This is a genomic window from Caballeronia calidae, assembly GCF_900044055.2.
Taxonomy (GTDB): domain Bacteria; phylum Pseudomonadota; class Gammaproteobacteria; order Burkholderiales; family Burkholderiaceae; genus Caballeronia; species Caballeronia calidae.
Genome location: NZ_FCOX02000006.1, coordinates 1 through 16,641, shown reverse-complemented (window position 1 = coordinate 16,641; position 16,641 = coordinate 1). Strand labels below are relative to the sequence as shown.

Genomic DNA, 16,641 nt, shown 5'->3' with positions numbered 1-16,641 from the left:
GCTAACGCGTTGCGGCCGCCGCTAGCGGCAGCACGATGCGCGATTCCGCGCCGCCGCCTTCGCGCGCGCGTAGTTCGAGCGTGCCGCCATGCAGCCGCGCGATGCGCTCGACGATCGCGAGGCCGAGGCCCGTGCCCTTCGGCTGGCCTTCGCCGCCGCCGCGCTTGAAGGGCTGCTTGAGCGCTTCCGGGTCCTGTCCGCCGAGCCCCTTGCCGCGATCCGCGATCACAACGCACGCGGCGCGCGTCCGCGGGTCGGTCCACGTGCGCACTTCCAGCCCGACGACCCCGTACAGCACCGCGTTCTGCATCAGGTTCATGAGCATGCGCATCATGCTGATCGGGCGGAACGGAAACGGCTCGATCTCGCCGAGATCGAGCGCGAACTCGTGCCCGAGTCCCGCGAAATCGGCGGCCAGGTTCGCGATCAGCGCATTGAGATCGCCGATCACAGGCGCCTCCTTCGCGCCGCTGCCCGCGTAATCCATGAACTGCTGAAGAATCGTGTCGATGGTGTCGAGATAGCCTTCCGCCGATGCCGCGAAGGCCGCGTCCGTCGACGGCACCGAGGACATCGCCATGGCGAGGCGCAGCTTGGTCATCGGCGTGCGGATATCGTGCGAGATGCCCGCGAGCATCAGCGCGCGCGTGGCGTCCGCTTCCTTCAGCGCCGCCGTCATGCGGTTGAACGCGCTGCTGACCTGGGCGATTTCGGTCGGGCCGTCGGTCGGCAGGACGCCCGGCTCGCCGCCCGACGACACGAGCCGCGCGGCATCGGCGAGATGCGCGAGCGGACGGTTCAGATGGCGCTGGATCGCATAGGCCGTCGCGAACGCGAGCGCGCCGAGTCCGAGCGACAGCAGGAGCGCCGTGGCGAGGCCGTCGTCATGCGCGGCTTCGGGCACCGGCAGCGCGAGCCAGCGCGGCTCGCCCGACAGATGCGCGCGGATCCACAGCCGTTGCTGGCCGTCGTCGGCTGAATCGCCGCCTTGCCAGCGCACGAGCATGTCCGCGGGCAGATGGCGCCGCAGGCTCTCGATGAAAGTCTGGCGCTGATACGTTTGATAAAAGCGCAGCCGCGATTGCGGCGCCGTATCGCGGGTGCCGGCGGGCAATTCGGCGTGCAGGTCGAGATGCGCGGCGACGGACTGCGCGGCGTCGGGCGGCGTCGTCTGCAGCAGCGTGTCGAGCGTGACGATGTAGCTCGCGAACGCCGCCGCCGCCCGCTCGAGGCGCGGCGTCTGGATGAAGTGCAGCAGCACGGCGATCGCGCAAACCTGGCTCACTGCGACGAGCGTGACGAGCAGCAGGATGTTGCGCGCGAAGAGCGAGCGCGGCACGACGCGAGCGAGCGGCGCGCGGCTCACGATTCGACTTCTGCGAGCAGCATGTAGCCGACGCCCCAGACGGTCTTGATGAAGCGCGGCTTGCCGGGATCTTCCTCGACGATTTGACGCAGCCGCAGCACTTGCACGTCGATGCTGCGATCGAGCGCGTCGTGGTCGCGGCCACGCGTGCGCGCGATGAGGTTGTCGCGGCTCACCGCGCGATTCGGCGAGGAGCCGAGCGCACCGAGCAACTGCATCTGCGCGGAGTGGATCTCGAACGGCTCGCCATTGCGATAGAGCTTCTGCTTGCCGAGATCGAGGCGAAACTCGCCGAAACGGACGACTTGCTGCGTGTGGGTGGGATCGCCGGCGGCGATCTTCTGGCGGCGCAGCAACGCACGCACGCGCGCGACGAGCTCTTGCGGCAGGAAGGGCTTCGCGAGGTAATCGTCGGCGCCGGTTTCGAGGCCGATCACCTTGTCGACCGGATCGCCCTTCGCCGTGAGCATCAGGATCGGCAAGGTCTGGCCTTCCGCGCGCAAGCGCTTGCAGACCGAAAGGCCGTCTTCGGGCTCCATCATCCAGTCGAGCACGAGGAGGTCATAGGGCTCGCGCTGAAGATAGCGGTCGAGGCGTTTGCCGTTCTCGACGACGCGCACTTCGAAACCTTGCGAACTCAGAAAACGCTGCAGCATGTTGCGCAGCTCGGCTTCGTCGTCGAGCACGATGATCTTCGGCAGGGGTTCCATGGAGGCTCCGGATCAACGTTGCGCGGCGTGCTCGCGCATGAAGGCTTCGATCTGCGGCAACGTCACGTAGCCGTTCTTCTGCGTGTCGATTTCGTCGAAGTGCTTCGCGACCATCGGCATGCCGGTGGTGGCCTGCTCGCGCGTGAGCTTGCCGTCGTGCGTGGTGTTGGCGCTCGAGAAGCGCGTCTGCAACTGACCGAGCGCGTGTTCGACGCGCGGGCTCGCGCCCATCGGCTGCGTGGCGGTCTGCGCGAAGGCGGCGTTCGACGTGACGCAGGCCGCGCATGCTGCAAGGATGACAAGGATCTTTCGCATGGCGTTCTCCTCGTTTCGAATGCGATGAACGTAAGCGGTGATGCCATTCTATTGAGCCGCGCGGCGAACGCAATCTCAGGGATGCTACGAACCATGTCGCCGCATTTCATCCGCGATGCCCGGCGCTTTCGCCGACATTCGATGACACAAGTTATGCCTCACGCTTCGCGCGGCGCTTCGCTATCGTTCTCATCGCCGGCACTTGAGATATCGATATCTCTCCCGATCGACCGCCTTCGATACATGAGGACTTCACCATGAATATCCGTTTGCTCAGCGTTTCCGCCGTTGCCGTCGTCAGTCTCACTTGCGCGAAGACCGCGTCGGCTGGAACGAACGTGCAGGTTTCCTACGTGGCGCCCGCCGTCGTCTACGCACCGCCGCCACGTCCCGTCTATTACTATGCGCCGCCGCCGAGGCCGCCGTACTACTACGTGCCCGCGCGCACCGTGGTGATTGCGCCCGTCGTTGCGCCCGTGGCCGTCGCTGCGCCGCCGCCTGCGTCTCCGCCGCCGGGGACGGCTGTGGTCGTCTCCGCCTATGCGCCCGCACCGGCCGTGAGGGTGACGTATGCGCAGCCGGTGCTCGCGGCACCGGTCGTCGTGATGCATTGAGCGACGCCGCCTGCGTGCGTGCCGATGCGGTGGCAAGAGGATAGTGCATGGCGGCTGCGTTTGAATGCGTCATGCAATACGCAAAATGCAATCGCACAAGCGCGCACGAGCACGCACGATGCGACGCCCCGTTGGCCCGGCCGCCGCCTCCTATACTGGATGAACCGCATCCGCCGCGCGTGCCGATGCGGCGGGGCGCGACGCATCGCGCCGTGTCATCGCGTTCCAACAGGAGGATCGAGCCATGCTATTCATCGTCAACTGGACGGCGCAACCCGATGTCGAAAGACAGGCGGCCGAGCGATTCCTGCAGACCCGCGGCGCGCCGCCCGACGGCATTCATCTGCTGGGCCGCTGGCACGCGATCGGCTCGATCTGGGGAATCGCCGTATGCGAATGCAACGACCTCGCGCCGCTGGCGCAGTGGGCGCACGAGTGGGCCGACTTGTTCATGTTCGACATCAAGCCGGCACTTGACGACCTGCAGGTCGGCCAGATGCTCGCCGAGCACGCGGCGCGGCAGACGTAGGCATGGCGCGATTCGTCGTACGAACGCAATGTTTCGGCGGCGCACGCGCGCGGAAGGAGGCTTAGGGTTTGTGTGGCTTGCAGCGGAACGGACAATGCCGCATCATCACTAAACGTACTAGTTAGTTCAAATTTGAGCGCCGTCTCGGTCCCCGCGATGTCTTACGCAGGGACGGCGCCGTCAAGGAGCGAAGCGTGACCCAATCCCCTACGAAGGAACCCTGCGTCATATCGGTTGCGATCACCGGATCGGTGCCGCGCAAGAAGGACAATCCGGCCGTGCCCATCACGATCGCCGAGCAGATCGAGAGCACGCACGAGGCGTACGAAGCGGGCGCGACGCTCGTGCATCTGCATGTGCGCGACGAAGACGAGCGCTCGAGCTCGGACCGTCATCGCTTCGCTGAATTGCAGGAAGGCATCCGCAAGCATTGCCCGGACATCATCATCCAGTTTTCGACGGGCGGGCGCGGTCGTTCGTTCGAGCAGCGCGGCGCGATGCTCGATCTCAAGCCCGATATGGCATCGCTCGCGACGGGCTCGGTCAACTTCCCGACGATCGTCTACGAGAATCCGCCCGACTTCGTGCGCTCTCTCGCGCAGACGATGCTCGATCACAATGTGAAGCCCGAGATCGAGATCTTCGATCTGGCGATGCTCTACAGCACTGTCGATCTCGTGAACCAGGGCTTGCTCAAGTCACCCGTGCACGTGCAGTTCGTGCTCGGCGTGAAAAACGCGTTGCCCGCAAGGCGCGAGATTCTCGAGTTCGAAGTCGAGCAGTTGAAGAAGAATCTGCCCGATGCGACATGGACCGCTGCGGGCATCGGCCGTCACCAGCTCGAAGTGAATCACTGGACGCTGCAGTTGGGCGGACATTGCCGCACCGGCCTCGAAGATAACGTGCGCTGGGACAAGGACACGCTCGCGAAGAGCAATGCGCAACTGGTGAGCCGGGTGGCGTCGCTGTGCGCGGAGTACGGACGGCCTGTCGCGACGGCGCAGGAGGCGCGCAAGCTGTTGTCGCTTTGAGTGTTGCTCGCGGTTCGAAACACAGGACTCAAGACGCGCCGACGGGAAACCGCGGCGCGTTTTTTTTATGTTCGTCGACCATCTTCGGGGGACGGCCATGAGCTTGCGCACGCTTCACGCGTTGTGCGATGAAAATCGGGATAGGGGCAGGCCTCGCGGCCCGACCCCTCCCACACCACCGTGCGTACGGGTCCGTACACGGCGGTTCGGATCAGTTGATCGGCGTTGGCCCGACCGACGGCAGGCCCAGCGAACGGAAGTAACGATTTGACAGCGCCTGGTTCAATGCCGGGCTGCAACTAAGGCGCCATGCACCGTGCGGTGAGCCCGCCGTCTGGGCAGCAAGGTTGCGGTTCACGCCTCGCGCAACCAGTTCCTCGAATCGAGTCCGGCCGCGTTTCCATTGCTTCCACAGGAAGCAGCGAAGGCGACGGCGGATCCATTCATCAAGTTTGTGGAGTACGGAGGGCGTTTCGCAGAAGCTGAAGTAGCCTCGCCACCCAGTCAGGTATCGTTTCAGCACGTCAACCATCTGGTCGACGCTGACCCCTCGCGTGCGTTGCGTCAGTTCCCGAATTCGCTCCCTGAAGCGGGCCAGCGCCTTGGGCGCGATGCGCCGTTTGACCGAATCCCGGTTCGAGAAGGTAAATCCCAGAAACTTCCTCGTGTGTGGTCGCGCCACGGCGCTCTTCGCCTCATTGACCTTCAGCTTCAACCGGCTGGTGAGGAAGACCTTCAGGCCCACCATCACACGCTGGCCCGCGCGTTCGCTACGTACGTAGACATTGCAATCGTCGGCGTACCTCACGAAGTGCAGCCCCCGCCGCTCAAGCTCCCGGTCAAGGTCGTCGAGCATCAGATTGGATAACAACGGTGACAGAGGACCACCCTGGGGTGTCCCTTCGTCCGTTGCACCAACCAGCCCGTTCTCCAGCACACCTGCCGTCAGGAAGGAGCGAACCAGCTTCAGGACACGCCTGTCGCCAACTCGCTTTGCCACCCGGCTCATCAGGATATCGTGGCTCACGCGATCGAAGAATTTCTCCAGATCTAGATCTACAACCCAGCGATGTCCCGCCTGAATGTAGCCTTGTGCCTGCGCCACGGCCTGATGCGCCGAGCGTCCCGGACGGAAACCGTAGCTGGAGTCCGAGAACGTCGGGTCCCACTGCCTTTGCAGCACCTGCAATACCGCCTGCTGAACGAATCTGTCAAGCGCAGAGGGGATGCCGAGCTTGCGCACGCCACCTCCATCCGGCTTGGGTATTTCGACCCGTCTCACAGGTTGAGGCCTGTACGTGCCATTCAGCAGCGTGTCCCGGATCGACGGCCAATGCTCCCGCAGGTACGCCGGTAGTGCCTGAACCGTCATGCCGTCCACGCCGGGCGCACCCTTGTTTGCCTTCACACGCTTCAACGCCTGCTTCAGGTTCTCCCTTTCGCAGACTTCTTCCATCAGTCGGTCACAGGCCGACGGGCTTTCAGGCTCGGGGTTCGCCGTCATAGGTTCAGCCCCTCGATCAGCAGCCATCGGGGCTTCACCCCTGCCTCCGCCGTCAAGGACGCGATGCGTTTTCTGCTGCGCTCCCATGTCGAGTTCTCTGGCTTACTCGCCGCTCCTCTCCGTTTGGGCCTTCAGACGTCGCCGCCCTAATATGCCCGCTGCTGACTCCTGCGCGGCGCTCAGCGCCCCTTGCGAGTCGCTCAGTCCTGATTCCAGGACACCGCGCAGGCCTCCCGAGGTAAGCACAACCGCCTTCACCACACACCTGCCAGATTTACCACCCCGCCCCTTGATGGTTGAGGACTTCGCGATCATTGGCTCGCTCGTCCGCACGGGTAGGCCTCGTATCTGGTTTCTGTTCGTCAGCTCGTGGCTTTGCTACACGCTTCCTTCAGACCCCGCCTCACGACGACGCCCTTGCGTTTCGCTAGTCCTTCGCCCCATCAGGCTGGACAGGGGACTCGCACCCCCAAGCTGTTGCGCATGCTCGGCGCACCAAAAAAAAGCCCGGCATTTCTGCCGGGCTGAATGGGATGGTCATCGCCTGCGCCTTCGCGCCGTTGGCATGCGCGTGCGGCGTTGCCCGGTCTGACCATCCGCGTGGACGTTCGGGTGAGAGCCGATATGCAGCGAGCCGCGATGAACGGCATCGCGTCGTCATGTTGCTCGTGTCTCATGACATGTTTTAGTCTCGAATGCTTAAACCGGTCTTAAGCATCGTGGCTTGCGAAACAACGTTCCAAATTACGAATTCGTGTGCACCATTAAACGGCGAATCGATGCAAGGAAAATATACCGAATGACAGCCGCGTGAAAACCTGCGCGGTCTTCGATGTGGAAACTTTTCTTGGTTTACGCCTGTATGTTTGCTAGCATGTAATCGGGTTGCAGCCGTTGCGAGAGCTCTTCCGTCAGAGAGTGCAGCGCTGTAGCGTGGAATTCAATACGGTCCGTCGAGGCCGATAACAAGCGAAGCGCGCAAGGTTCGCGCTTTGGCGTCGCTTCGTGCGTCACAAACATGTTCTGCAAGTGCACTGCTGCTTCCGCAGCCGTGTGAGCGCGTGCGCTGTTTCGAGTTGCGTCGCGCAAGACCTGATATACAAAGACGTTTAGCGTATTTCGTGTTCTTGGCTATTTGCCTCGTTTCCTACAACGCAGGAAATAACCAAACACGCCGCTTCAATAAGGCGCGTAAAGGCGGGCTTAGCAGCAGTGTGCTTTAGCGTTTCCGTTTTGTGAAGCACATCAAGGCCCAAGGCGACATGATGCATTGACAATGTCGCGCATATCTCTTTTGGCGTTGCAGGTGATTTCCAGGCAATCGTTCGCCGTCGTCGATTTTCGAATGACGGTGGAATGTCGCACGCATACGATCCGCACGACATGCGGGAGGAAACGTGGAAACGGAACTCAGTCAACGGCTCACGAAGGCGTTATGGCGTTGTGCATCGCACGGGCAGGTGCTGACCTATCAGCGCTTTCATGCGCTATGCGACAAAGGCGTGCCGCTGCCCCAGCGCTATGCGGCGCTCGAATCCGCGATCAAGACACTCGGCGACGTGTGCGACATCGACTACGGCGTGCTCATGGCGCTCGACAGCGGCTTGCCCGGCGCGGAATTCTTCCAGCGCTATCTGCGTCATCGTCATAGTGAGTATGTGATGCAGATGGGCGACCCGAAATATCATCGACAGACGCTCGCGCGCAAGCGCACGCTCGTTGCGCGCGAACGTGACCGCGTGTACGCGCACGCGCGCATGGTCGAAGAGGAGAGGGCGCGGCAAGCTGCCTGAGTCACGCTTGTGCCGCGTCCGTTTCTTCGAGTCCCGCCTTGGCCAGAACCCAGTCGCAAAAGCATTTCACTTTCTCGACATTGCGCTCATTGACGCGATAGGAAAGAAAGTGCGTCTCCCTTGCGAGCGGCGCGAACACACCCGCGCCCAGCTCGATCAGATCGCCGCGCGCAAGCTCGCGCTCGGCGAGCCGCGTCGTTTCCAGCGCAACACCCATACCATCCACCGCAGCCGATATCGCGAGCGCCGCGCGGTCGAATGAAGGACGCGGTCCGCGCGGCATGTCGAGGCCATTGAGCGCGAACCAGCCGGGCCACGTCACGCGGCTCAGTTGCGAGTCGATCAAGGTCATCGTGATGATCTGCTCGGCGACCGGAACGCCATCGCGCAACAAGGACGGCGAGCACATCGGAATGATGCGCTCGGCGCCCAATGCGCGCGTGACGACGCCCGGACGATCATGCGCGAAACCATATGAGATCGCGACATCGACTTCGCGCGCGCGTGCGAGATCGGCGGGTTCCGCGTCCGACGAAAGACGGATCGTCACGTTCGGATGCGTCTGCATGAACTCGGGCAAACGCGGCCCGAGCCATTTCACCGCGAAGCTCGGCGCGCAGTGAACGGCGAGCACTTGCGCGAGCGGCTCGAGCGTCACTTCCGCGCAGGCGGCCTCGATCACATCGAATACGCGTCCCAGGCTTTCATGCAGGCGCCGGCCTTCCGAGGTCGTCTCCACACGCCGGTTGCGCCGATGAAAAAGCGGTCTGCCGAAATACTGCTCGAGCTCCTTCACCTGATGGCTGATCGCCGATTGCGTGAGGTGTAGCTCGCTTGCGGCGAGTGTGAAGCTTTCCAGACGCGCCGCTGCTTCGAAAGCGCGAAGGAGAACGAAGTTTGGGATGCGCCTCATGGAAACACCTTATGCATGAGCGCCTGTCATGGTTCGATGAACAGGCATCGTTTGTCTTTCGGAGTGCGTGTGACGAATATGGGAGCGGTCGAAACGCATCACATAACCAGGAGACAGCACATGAGTTCCCACAGTCCGATTGCGTATCTGGCAGGCGATGAATCGTCCACGTATGCGAAGGTGACATGGCGTCTTTTGCCATTTCTCTTCGCGTGTTATCTCTGCGCGTATCTCGATCGCATCAACGTGAGCTTTGCGAAGCTGCAGATGCTCAACGACCTGCATTTCAGCGAAGCGGTCTATGGCGCGGGCGCGGGTGTGTTCTTCATCGGCTATCTGCTGTTCGAGGTGCCGAGCAATCTCATTCTGCTGCGCGTGGGCGCGCGGCGCTGGATCGCGCGCATCATGGTGACGTGGGGTCTCATATCGGCGGCGATGATGTTTGTCACCACGCCGACGAGCTTCTACATCATGCGCTTTCTGCTCGGCGTGGCGGAGGCGGGCTTCATTCCCGCGATCCTGCTCTATCTCACGTACTGGTTTCCCGCTTCGCGCAGAAGCAAGGTCACCGCGCTCTTCATGACGGGCATTCCGATGTCCGGCGTCGTCGGCGGTCCGCTGTCGGGGTGGATCATGACGCATGTCGGGGGTGCTCACGGCATCGCGGGATGGCAATGGCTCTTCCTGCTCGAAGGCATTCCGACGGCTATCTTCGGCGTCATCGCATACTTCTATCTCGACGACAAGGTCGCCGACGCAAAGTGGCTCAGCGACTCGCAAAAAACCATGCTCGAAGCGAACCTGCGCGAAGAAAAGCCCACGCATGCGCTGCATTCCGTAAAAGATGGCCTGTTGCATCCGAAGGTGCTGCTGCTTTCCGTGACCTACTTCTTCTTCACGATGGGTCTCTATGGCGTGAGCTTCTGGCTCCCCACGCTCGTAAAAGCAAGCGGCGTGACCGATCCGCTCGATATAGGTCTGCTCGCGGCGATTCCGTATGGCGCCGGCGCGATCGCGATGCTCGTGGTCGGCCATAGCTCCGACAAGCGTGGCGAACGCCGCTGGCATCTGGCGGGCGCGGGCATCGTCGGTGCGGTCGGACTGTATATGAGCGTGGCCTTCGCGCACTCGACCCTCTTCGGCATGATCGGTCTCACGCTCGCGACGATGGGCGTCGTCACCACCATCTCGCAGTTCTGGGTCCTGCCGCCCGCGATTCTGAGCGGTGGTGCGGCGGCGGCAGGTCTCGCGCTCGCGAACTCCGTGGGCAGCATCTCGGGCGTCGTGAGTCCGTGGCTCATCGGCGTGATCCAGACCCATACGGGATCGACGGGCAGCGGCGTGCTCGGACTCGCGGCGAGCTGTGTGATCGGCAGTCTGCTCGTGTTCGCCGTTCCTGCTGCGCTCGTGAACAGCAAGCGTCGCGAAGATTGAAGCCCACGCGTCGAGAAGAACGGCCCCGCGCAAACGGGGCCGTCGTCGTTGACGCGTTGCGCAGGCGGGTTTGGCGTTCACGTGGCTTCGGCTTCCCGGTCGCGCTGCTCATTCAACACGAGGCCGAGCCGTTCGACGAGATTCTTGCGCGCATTCGCGGTGTGCAGATCGGTGAGTTCGGCGGCACGCTGACCGTCTCCTTCGGCGATGGCCGTCGCAATGGCCGCGTGCTCGTCCCAGATCGCCTTGCGCTGTCCTGATGCCTGCAGCACGGCGCCCATGACGCGGCGCAGATGCACCCAGTGCGTCTGCGCCGTCTCTGCGATCAACGGATTGCCCGATGCCGTGTAGATCGCGTTATGAAAGGCCATGTCGGCATCGATCATCGCTTTGACGTCGTCGCTCTTCGAGGCGCGCCGGCCGTTGGTGATGAGCGCCTTGTCGATCTTCGCACCGCGTGCTGCGGCCAGACGCGCGGCGAGCGAATCCAGTGCGCCGCGAATCTCATAGAGATGGCTGATCCACGCCGGATCGAGCGGGGTGACGAGCAGGCCGCGTCCGGGCGCATCGACGACGAGGCCGTCCTTTTTCAACAGGCGCAACGCCTGCAGGACGGGCGAGCGCGACACCGCGAGCTGCTCGGCGATCTCTTCCTGCGTGATGCGCGTGCCAGGGGCGAGGGAACCGGAGCTGATGGCATCGAGCAGCACCTTGTAGACCTCGTCCACATAATCGGTGCGGGCCTGAAGCTTGAGAAGTTTGGCGGGCATGATAACGACCGTAATTTCTGGATACAGAATACGGCAAGGTTACAGCGCGGCAGCGCCGCGCGTCAACGCGCGTCGCTGTCATACCCGGTCGCACTGAGGTTTACCCATAGAGACAAGGCGGCATCGCCTGGCTAATCTTTGTATACAGAGTTCGGAGTTCGGTAACCGGAATTCAGGTCTCGAGCATCGCTCAATCTCACCCCCACTCAAACAGGATTCCCATGACCATCAAATCGGACAAGCTGGAAGGACAGAAGAGCAGCGGCGGCGCAGGCGCGACGGTCAAGAAGCTCGTGCCGTACGGCGGTTACTACGTGAACAAGGTGCCGGGCCACGATCCCGAACTGACCGAAACGGGACCGGGCACGCCGATGGGCGAGTACATGCGCGCGTTCTGGCATCCGGTGTGCATGTCGATCGAGCTGACCGATACGCCGCGCTTTCTCAAGATCCTCAACGAGGAACTGGTGGCGTTCCGCGACGGCAGCGGGCGCGTGGGCCTGCTACATGCGCATTGCGCGCATCGCGGCGCATCCCTCGAATATGGCGCGATTCAGGAGCGCGGCATCATGTGCTGCTATCACGGCATGGTGTTCGACGTCGACGGCGCATGCCTTCATGTGCCTTTTCCAAAGGGCGAAGAGAAAGAAGCCGAGAAGTACGCGTGCTCGATTCGTCAGGGCGCATATAAGGCGGTGGAGCGTCATGGGCTCGTGTTCGCCTACATGGGACCGCCGGAAAACGAGCCTCCGTTCCCCGAGTGGGAGGGCGACTACACTGTGCTTCCCGGCGATGAGCTCGTGCCCTACAGCAACTTCCAGCACTGTAACTGGCTGCAGGTGCAGGACAATGCCGCCGACAACTTCCACCCGACCGCATTGCATGCCGCGAAGAACGTGGTGAATGGGCAGTTTCAGGGCACGACCTTCGATGAAGTCGGCGCAGCGTCGATGGAAGTCGCACCCGACATGCACTTTCAGCCGGTTCAGCAAGGCCGCAGCCTCGCGTGCGCGGGGGCTCGCCGCGTCAACAAGGATCGGCTTTTCGTGCGCGTGCAGCATCAGGTGCTGCCGAATCTGAGCCTGCATGCCTATACGTCGGAAGACGGATCGCAAAAGAAGCTCTTCAGCCGCTTCCATATCATTCGCTGGACGGTGCCCGTCGACGACGAGAACAGCAAGATGATCGGCTGGCGCGTGATGGGCCCGGGCATCGACACGCGCGGCATCGGCAAAAAGGAACTGGTGGGCTACGAGTCGATCGACTTTCTCGATGGCCAGGTTGCGATGCGCCGTCCCGAGCGTTTCGGCGAGTACGGCATCGAGGATATCGTGCCCATTCCGCCGAATCATCGCGAGCGCGCGAACTACAAGCAGGCGCAATACGCGCCGGGCGACTATGAGGCGATCATCAGTCAGCGGCCGATCGCGGTGCATTCGCTCGAGAATCCGACCAAGTTCGATGCAGGCTTGTTCCTGTTCCGCAAGATGCTGCGCGATGCGTTGCGCGGTTCCAATCCTGCGGCATCCGCGCAGAACTTCGCGGAATGGTTCCGCGAGCATGCCGGCGCACCGAACAGCTTCTGCTCGGGCAACGTGTTCGAGATTCCGGAGGGCATCACTGTCGAGGAGGAAATCGTGCGCCGCCGAAAGGTGACGAAACAGATCGTCGCGATTCTGGCGGAAAGCGAGACGCTGAAGGGCGAAGCACGCGCCGCGTTCGTGCGCGAGCGCTTCGAGGCGCTCGAGCAATCGATGAAGCAGTGACACGGGCAGCGCGAGGGCGCATCGTGCGTGCCTCGCGATGTCGGATCATCGATCGAGGAAAGACGACCATGTCAACGCAACTCATTTCAACGCACACGCAGGAGCAGATGCTGAATCTGCTCGTGCGTCAGATCCGGTTCGAAGGCCGGGGCATCAATTCATACGAGCTCGTCGATCCGGAGGGCGCGCCATTGCCGCCTTTCACAGCGGGCGCGCATATCGACATTCATCTCGCCGGCGGCGTCGTGCGGCAGTATTCGATCAGCAATGCGCCGCGCGAACGTCATCGCTATGTGATCGCCGTATTGCGCGATGAGCGCGGGCGGGGCGGATCGAAGGCACTTCACGAGCAATTGCGCGTGCAGGATATCGTGCGCGTCAGTCGGCCGCGCAATAACTTTCATATCGTCGACGGCGCGCGCCGCGTGTTGTTGATCGCGGGCGGCATCGGCGTCACGCCGCTAAAAGCGATGGCGCATGAACTGGACGATGCGGGTATCGACTACGAAATGCACTATTGCGCAAAGGACGCGAGCTGCGCCGCGTTCTCGGCGGAATTCGAGCCGATGCGCGCGAGCGGGCGCCTGCATTTTCATTTCGACGGCGGCGATCCTTCAGCGGGCCTCGACATCCGCGAGCTGCTCGACGCACCCCGCGAAGGCGAGCATGTGTATTACTGCGGCCCGGGCGGCTTCATGAAGGCATGCGCTGAAGCGGCGCAGCACTGGCCTTCGGGCACGGTGCACTTCGAGCACTTCAAGGCGCCCGAGCGTGATCCCGGCGAGCAGGCGGCCAACGATGCGCTCGACAGTTTCATCGTGCGCCTTGCCAGCACCGGGCAGGAGATCGAAGTGGCCAAGGATGAGAGCATTGCCGATGCGCTCGCGCAAGCGGGCGTCACGATGGAGACGTCGTGCTGCGCGGGCTTATGCGGAACGTGCAAGGTGCGCTATCTGGAGGGCGACGTCGAACACAACGACTGCATATTGAGCGACGAAGAGAAGACCGAATACCTGACCGCATGTGTATCACGTGCGGCCAGCAAGTTGCTCGTGCTCGATCTCTGATCGCCACTCAACGCGTCATCCGATGGGCGGACAACGTCAGTTGTCCGCTCTGTTCCATTCCGACGATGATCCAGCCGCCTGCCTATGCTTTATGCGCCAATAGGTAGCGCGTTCGGGCACATGTGCCGCGATCGGCCTCACTACTAAGGACTCGCTTAATATAATCGCCTCATACCTCGCGGTCCCGCCGTGAGAATGCCGAGCGACTCGTGATGTGAAGCCCCTTTTATTTTGCTTCGTCTTAAGAGCCCCGGCATCGTGCGGGGCTTTTCTACTTACGGGCACGACGATTGCTCATTAAAACCGTCTCCGTTTTGCTAAACGGGCGTTGACGGTCATGCATCGCAAGAAGAGACTTGATGTTATCGCTCACGGCGTGCCATCCAGGACGAGGAAAACATTCAATGAGACCGGTTGTATTCGGGAATCGTTTCGGATGGCTGCATGCAGGGACGGGCAAGCGCGGCGTTGTGCTTTGCAATACGTTTGGCCACGAATACGTATGGACTTATAGCGGCATCCGCCATCTCGCGGAAACATTGGCCGCGCGCGGCATCTGGGTGCTGCGTTTCGATTATCGGGGGACGGGCGACTCGACGGACGCCGAACTCGCGCCGAATCAGTTCGCATCGTCGGTCGATGACATCGGCGCGGCGGTCGACTGGCTCAAAACCTCAGTTGATATCGAGCATGTGACGTTATGCGGTTTTCGCGTGGGCGCCGCATTCGCGCTGGAAGCGGCATTGCGCGAGCCCGTGGACGATCTCGTTCTACTCGCACCCGTCGCGAGTGGTCGCGTGTATATGCGTGAGTTGAGCATCGTGCGCAAAACCTGGCTCGAACTGCTTGCGCCGCCTTTGCGCGAGATCCAGGAAAAGGAGGTCAGCCTAAACGTTCTGGGTCAGGCCTATAGCGACGAATTCACACGCTCGCTCGAAGCCATCGATCTCGTGGCGAGCGTGAAGCGCGCTGCAATCGCGCCGGCGCGCCGAGTGTTGATCATGAACGTGAAAGCCGGCGGAAACGATCCGTTGTGCGATGCACTCCTCGAGCGAGGCGTTGAAGCGCAGGCGCGGCCTTTCGAAGGTCTGACCGGCTTCGTTCAGGAGACCGCATTCAACGCCTTGCCGATCGCCGCTTTCGATGAGGCCGTGCAGTGGATGGCGGGCAGTGCGGCATCGGTGTCGCGCGAGCGGTCGCCTGCAAAGATCGAAGAATGGAGCGCCGCGCGAATCGAAACGCCTGAAGCGGTCGAGCGTCCGGTATTCATCGGCGACGAACGGCTATTCGGCATCATGTGCGAGCCGCGTACCGGCTCGGCGCGCCGGCCGGTGTTTCTGATAGCGAATACATCGGCGAGCTCACGAGTCGGCGACAGCAGGTTATCGGTGCGTATTGCGCGCGAACTCGCGCGTCGCGGCATAGCCTCGCTGCGCTTCGACGCACGGGGCCGCGGAGACAGTCCGGCGGCGCCCGGCGAGGTGCAATCGGACACCGCATTCGGCCGCATCTATAACCAGATCGCAACGGACGACACGGCAGCCGCCGCGCGCTGGCTCTCACGTCAGGGTTATAAGTCGATCTTCGCCTTCGGCGTATGCTCGGGCGCCTATCACGCGCTCAAGGCGGCGCTCGTCGAAGACGTCATCACGGGCGTAGTCACGGTCAATCTTCCGACGTTCAAAAAACCCGCGGACGTTGCGCCCGATGGACTGCGCGAGTCCACGCGCAATTCGATGGCCGGCTATGCCATGTCGATGCTCGACGGTCAAAAATGGAAAGCGATCCTGCGCGGCGAAAAGCATTTGATGCGTGTATTGCGCTTCGTGCTCGGCTATATGCTGACGCGCGTGCGTTCGCGTATCGTCGAGGCGCTGCAACTCGACCGGCTGAACACGACACCGCCCGAGCGGGCGACGGAGCCTGGTCAGATCATCCGCGCACTCGATGCGAAGCGCGTGAAGACCGTGCTCGTCTATGGCGCCTATGATGCCGGGATGGATCTTATCGCCGCGCATTTCGGCAAACAGGGCGCGCGGCTGTCGCGTTTTCCCTCCGTGCGAATGACGATCTTTCCGGACGTCGATCATTCGCTCTTCCTTGCGTCCGGCTCGGCGCAGGTCGTCGCAGTATGTGAACGTGTCGCCAGGGAATCGAATTCTCCGGTTGCGGACCATGTGCTTCCCAATAGGGTATCGGTCGTGCTGTGATGCATGGCTCCACGCGCGAACACGCGCGAGCGAGCTAGGAATCCGCGCGGCAGACAGAATTTGAGCTGCCGGTACTGACGCCACATCGTGCGGCGTCAACGCCGATTGCGGTTTGGTCCGCCATTGCGCGCAAAAATGGCTTTCCCGGCGGCGAAATCAGGGCAATGTTGTCCCCTTCGGGACTTACGCAGGCGTCATTTTCGACATTCTGCGTAGGTTCAGCGCCGCGCAGACGAGTTTCCATTCGGCCTGGGCCTTGGCCAGTCCGCGCATGCTGAATTGTCGAAATCCGAGAACGCTCTTTACCCAGGCATTCGGCGGTTCGGACAGCCATTTGCGCTTTCGATAGGCCGCCTGAGTTTGCGCACAAGTAAACTTGTCGGCCATCGCAGCGCATAGCGGGCGCTTCCGGGCATCGACCTTCACCTCTTTCTTGCCCTCGCGTCCGGGCGCCACGATCAACTCGGCGGGGTGCTCGCGCAATTGTTCGAACGTCGCCTCCGAGCGGTAGCCCGCATCGGCAAGGACTTGCTTGGGGGCGGCCCCGGCGTCGCGCGCTACCGCCGCCAGAACGATCGGCAATTGGCCGCTGTCGGCAGCACAGTTACCCAGTTCGGCC

Annotated in this window: 15 protein-coding genes; 8 read left to right on the top strand and 7 right to left on the bottom strand. The window is 62.4% G+C overall.

Annotated elements, in window-relative coordinates:
• Nucleotide 1: 1 nt before the first annotated feature.
• The 3 genes from AWB78_RS08135 to AWB78_RS08125 are packed head-to-tail and all read right to left on the bottom strand — an operon-like array spanning nucleotide 2 to nucleotide 2,391.
• Entirely contained in the window at nucleotides 2–1,366 is a 1,365-nt protein-coding gene (locus AWB78_RS08135; protein WP_062604060.1) for an ATP-binding protein, read from the bottom strand.
• Nucleotides 1,363–2,076 (bottom strand): response regulator, encoded by a 714-nt coding sequence (locus AWB78_RS08130; RefSeq protein WP_062604057.1) that lies wholly within the window; start codon nucleotides 2,074–2,076, stop codon nucleotides 1,363–1,365. The genes AWB78_RS08135 and AWB78_RS08130 overlap by 4 nt, the downstream gene beginning before the upstream one ends.
• Nucleotides 2,077–2,088: 12 nt before the next feature.
• A complete protein-coding gene (locus AWB78_RS08125; RefSeq protein ID WP_062604055.1) occupies nucleotides 2,089–2,391 on the bottom strand; it encodes an EF-hand domain-containing protein in 303 nt (100 codons plus the stop codon).
• Between the two features lie 257 nt (nucleotides 2,392–2,648).
• On the opposite strand from AWB78_RS08125, the gene AWB78_RS08120 reads away from it, so the two are divergent.
• From AWB78_RS08120 to AWB78_RS08110, 3 genes are all read left to right on the top strand, one after another.
• Nucleotides 2,649–3,005, top strand: coding sequence for a hypothetical protein (locus tag AWB78_RS08120; RefSeq protein WP_082883262.1), 357 nt, complete (start codon nucleotides 2,649–2,651; stop codon nucleotides 3,003–3,005).
• A gap of 244 nt (nucleotides 3,006–3,249) precedes the next feature.
• Nucleotides 3,250–3,534: a DUF3303 domain-containing protein gene (locus AWB78_RS08115; RefSeq protein WP_062604052.1), complete on the top strand. Its 285-nt coding sequence runs from the start codon at nucleotides 3,250–3,252 to the stop codon at nucleotides 3,532–3,534.
• Between the two features lie 194 nt (nucleotides 3,535–3,728).
• Nucleotides 3,729–4,565 carry a 3-oxoadipate:acetyl-CoA acetyltransferase gene (locus AWB78_RS08110; protein WP_062604050.1) on the top strand — a complete coding sequence of 279 codons (837 nt, stop codon included), beginning with the start codon at nucleotides 3,729–3,731 and terminating at the stop codon, nucleotides 4,563–4,565.
• Between the two features lie 211 nt (nucleotides 4,566–4,776).
• Here AWB78_RS08110 and ltrA read toward each other — a convergent pair whose 3' ends face one another.
• Entirely contained in the window at nucleotides 4,777–6,156 is a 1,380-nt protein-coding gene (gene ltrA, locus AWB78_RS08105; RefSeq protein ID WP_062604048.1) for a group II intron reverse transcriptase/maturase, read from the bottom strand.
• A gap of 1,310 nt (nucleotides 6,157–7,466) precedes the next feature.
• Between ltrA and AWB78_RS08095 the strand changes: the two genes are divergently transcribed.
• Nucleotides 7,467–7,862: a hypothetical protein gene (locus AWB78_RS08095; protein ID WP_062604044.1), complete on the top strand. Its 396-nt coding sequence runs from the start codon at nucleotides 7,467–7,469 to the stop codon at nucleotides 7,860–7,862.
• A gap of 1 nt (nucleotide 7,863) precedes the next feature.
• Here the strand turns inward: AWB78_RS08095 and AWB78_RS08090 are convergent, their stop codons facing one another.
• Complete coding sequence (locus AWB78_RS08090) at nucleotides 7,864–8,775, bottom strand: LysR substrate-binding domain-containing protein (RefSeq protein ID WP_062604042.1); 912 nt, start codon at nucleotides 8,773–8,775, stop codon at nucleotides 7,864–7,866.
• A gap of 120 nt (nucleotides 8,776–8,895) precedes the next feature.
• Between AWB78_RS08090 and AWB78_RS08085 the strand changes: the two genes are divergently transcribed.
• A complete protein-coding gene (locus tag AWB78_RS08085) occupies nucleotides 8,896–10,209 on the top strand; it encodes an MFS transporter (protein ID WP_062604040.1) in 1,314 nt (437 codons plus the stop codon).
• A 77-nt stretch (nucleotides 10,210–10,286) separates the two neighbouring features.
• Here the strand turns inward: AWB78_RS08085 and AWB78_RS08080 are convergent, their stop codons facing one another.
• Nucleotides 10,287–10,979, bottom strand: coding sequence for a GntR family transcriptional regulator (locus AWB78_RS08080; RefSeq protein WP_062604038.1), 693 nt, complete (start codon nucleotides 10,977–10,979; stop codon nucleotides 10,287–10,289).
• A 221-nt stretch (nucleotides 10,980–11,200) separates the two neighbouring features.
• Here AWB78_RS08080 and AWB78_RS08075 point away from each other — a divergent pair, with 221 nt between their 5' ends.
• From AWB78_RS08075 to AWB78_RS08065, 3 genes are all read left to right on the top strand, one after another.
• Entirely contained in the window at nucleotides 11,201–12,745 is a 1,545-nt protein-coding gene (locus AWB78_RS08075; RefSeq protein WP_062604036.1) for a Rieske 2Fe-2S domain-containing protein, read from the top strand.
• A 68-nt stretch (nucleotides 12,746–12,813) separates the two neighbouring features.
• Entirely contained in the window at nucleotides 12,814–13,812 is a 999-nt protein-coding gene (locus AWB78_RS08070; protein ID WP_062604034.1) for a PDR/VanB family oxidoreductase, read from the top strand.
• A gap of 404 nt (nucleotides 13,813–14,216) precedes the next feature.
• Nucleotides 14,217–16,022: an alpha/beta fold hydrolase gene (locus tag AWB78_RS08065; RefSeq protein WP_063958955.1), complete on the top strand. Its 1,806-nt coding sequence runs from the start codon at nucleotides 14,217–14,219 to the stop codon at nucleotides 16,020–16,022.
• A 183-nt stretch (nucleotides 16,023–16,205) separates the two neighbouring features.
• Here AWB78_RS08065 and AWB78_RS08060 read toward each other — a convergent pair.
• Nucleotides 16,206–16,641, bottom strand: a 436-nt coding sequence (locus tag AWB78_RS08060) for a transposase (RefSeq protein ID WP_157697436.1), incomplete at its 5' end; no start/stop codon positions are given.

Coding starts and splice junctions, on each gene's coding strand:
- AWB78_RS08080 (WP_062604038.1), bottom strand. CDS start 10,979: ATGCCCGCCAAACTTCTCAAGCTTCAGGCCCGCACCGATTATGTGGAC.
- ltrA (WP_062604048.1), bottom strand. CDS start 6,156: ATGGGAGCGCAGCAGAAAACGCATCGCGTCCTTGACGGCGGAGGCAGG.
- AWB78_RS08085 (WP_062604040.1), top strand. CDS start 8,896: ATGAGTTCCCACAGTCCGATTGCGTATCTGGCAGGCGATGAATCGTCC.
- AWB78_RS08130 (WP_062604057.1), bottom strand. CDS start 2,076: ATGGAACCCCTGCCGAAGATCATCGTGCTCGACGACGAAGCCGAGCTG.
- AWB78_RS08070 (WP_062604034.1), top strand. CDS start 12,814: ATGTCAACGCAACTCATTTCAACGCACACGCAGGAGCAGATGCTGAAT.
- AWB78_RS08075 (WP_062604036.1), top strand. CDS start 11,201: ATGACCATCAAATCGGACAAGCTGGAAGGACAGAAGAGCAGCGGCGGC.
- AWB78_RS08125 (WP_062604055.1), bottom strand. CDS start 2,391: ATGCGAAAGATCCTTGTCATCCTTGCAGCATGCGCGGCCTGCGTCACG.
- AWB78_RS08120 (WP_082883262.1), top strand. CDS start 2,649: ATGAATATCCGTTTGCTCAGCGTTTCCGCCGTTGCCGTCGTCAGTCTC.
- AWB78_RS08115 (WP_062604052.1), top strand. CDS start 3,250: ATGCTATTCATCGTCAACTGGACGGCGCAACCCGATGTCGAAAGACAG.
- AWB78_RS08065 (WP_063958955.1), top strand. CDS start 14,217: ATGAGACCGGTTGTATTCGGGAATCGTTTCGGATGGCTGCATGCAGGG.
- AWB78_RS08090 (WP_062604042.1), bottom strand. CDS start 8,775: ATGAGGCGCATCCCAAACTTCGTTCTCCTTCGCGCTTTCGAAGCAGCG.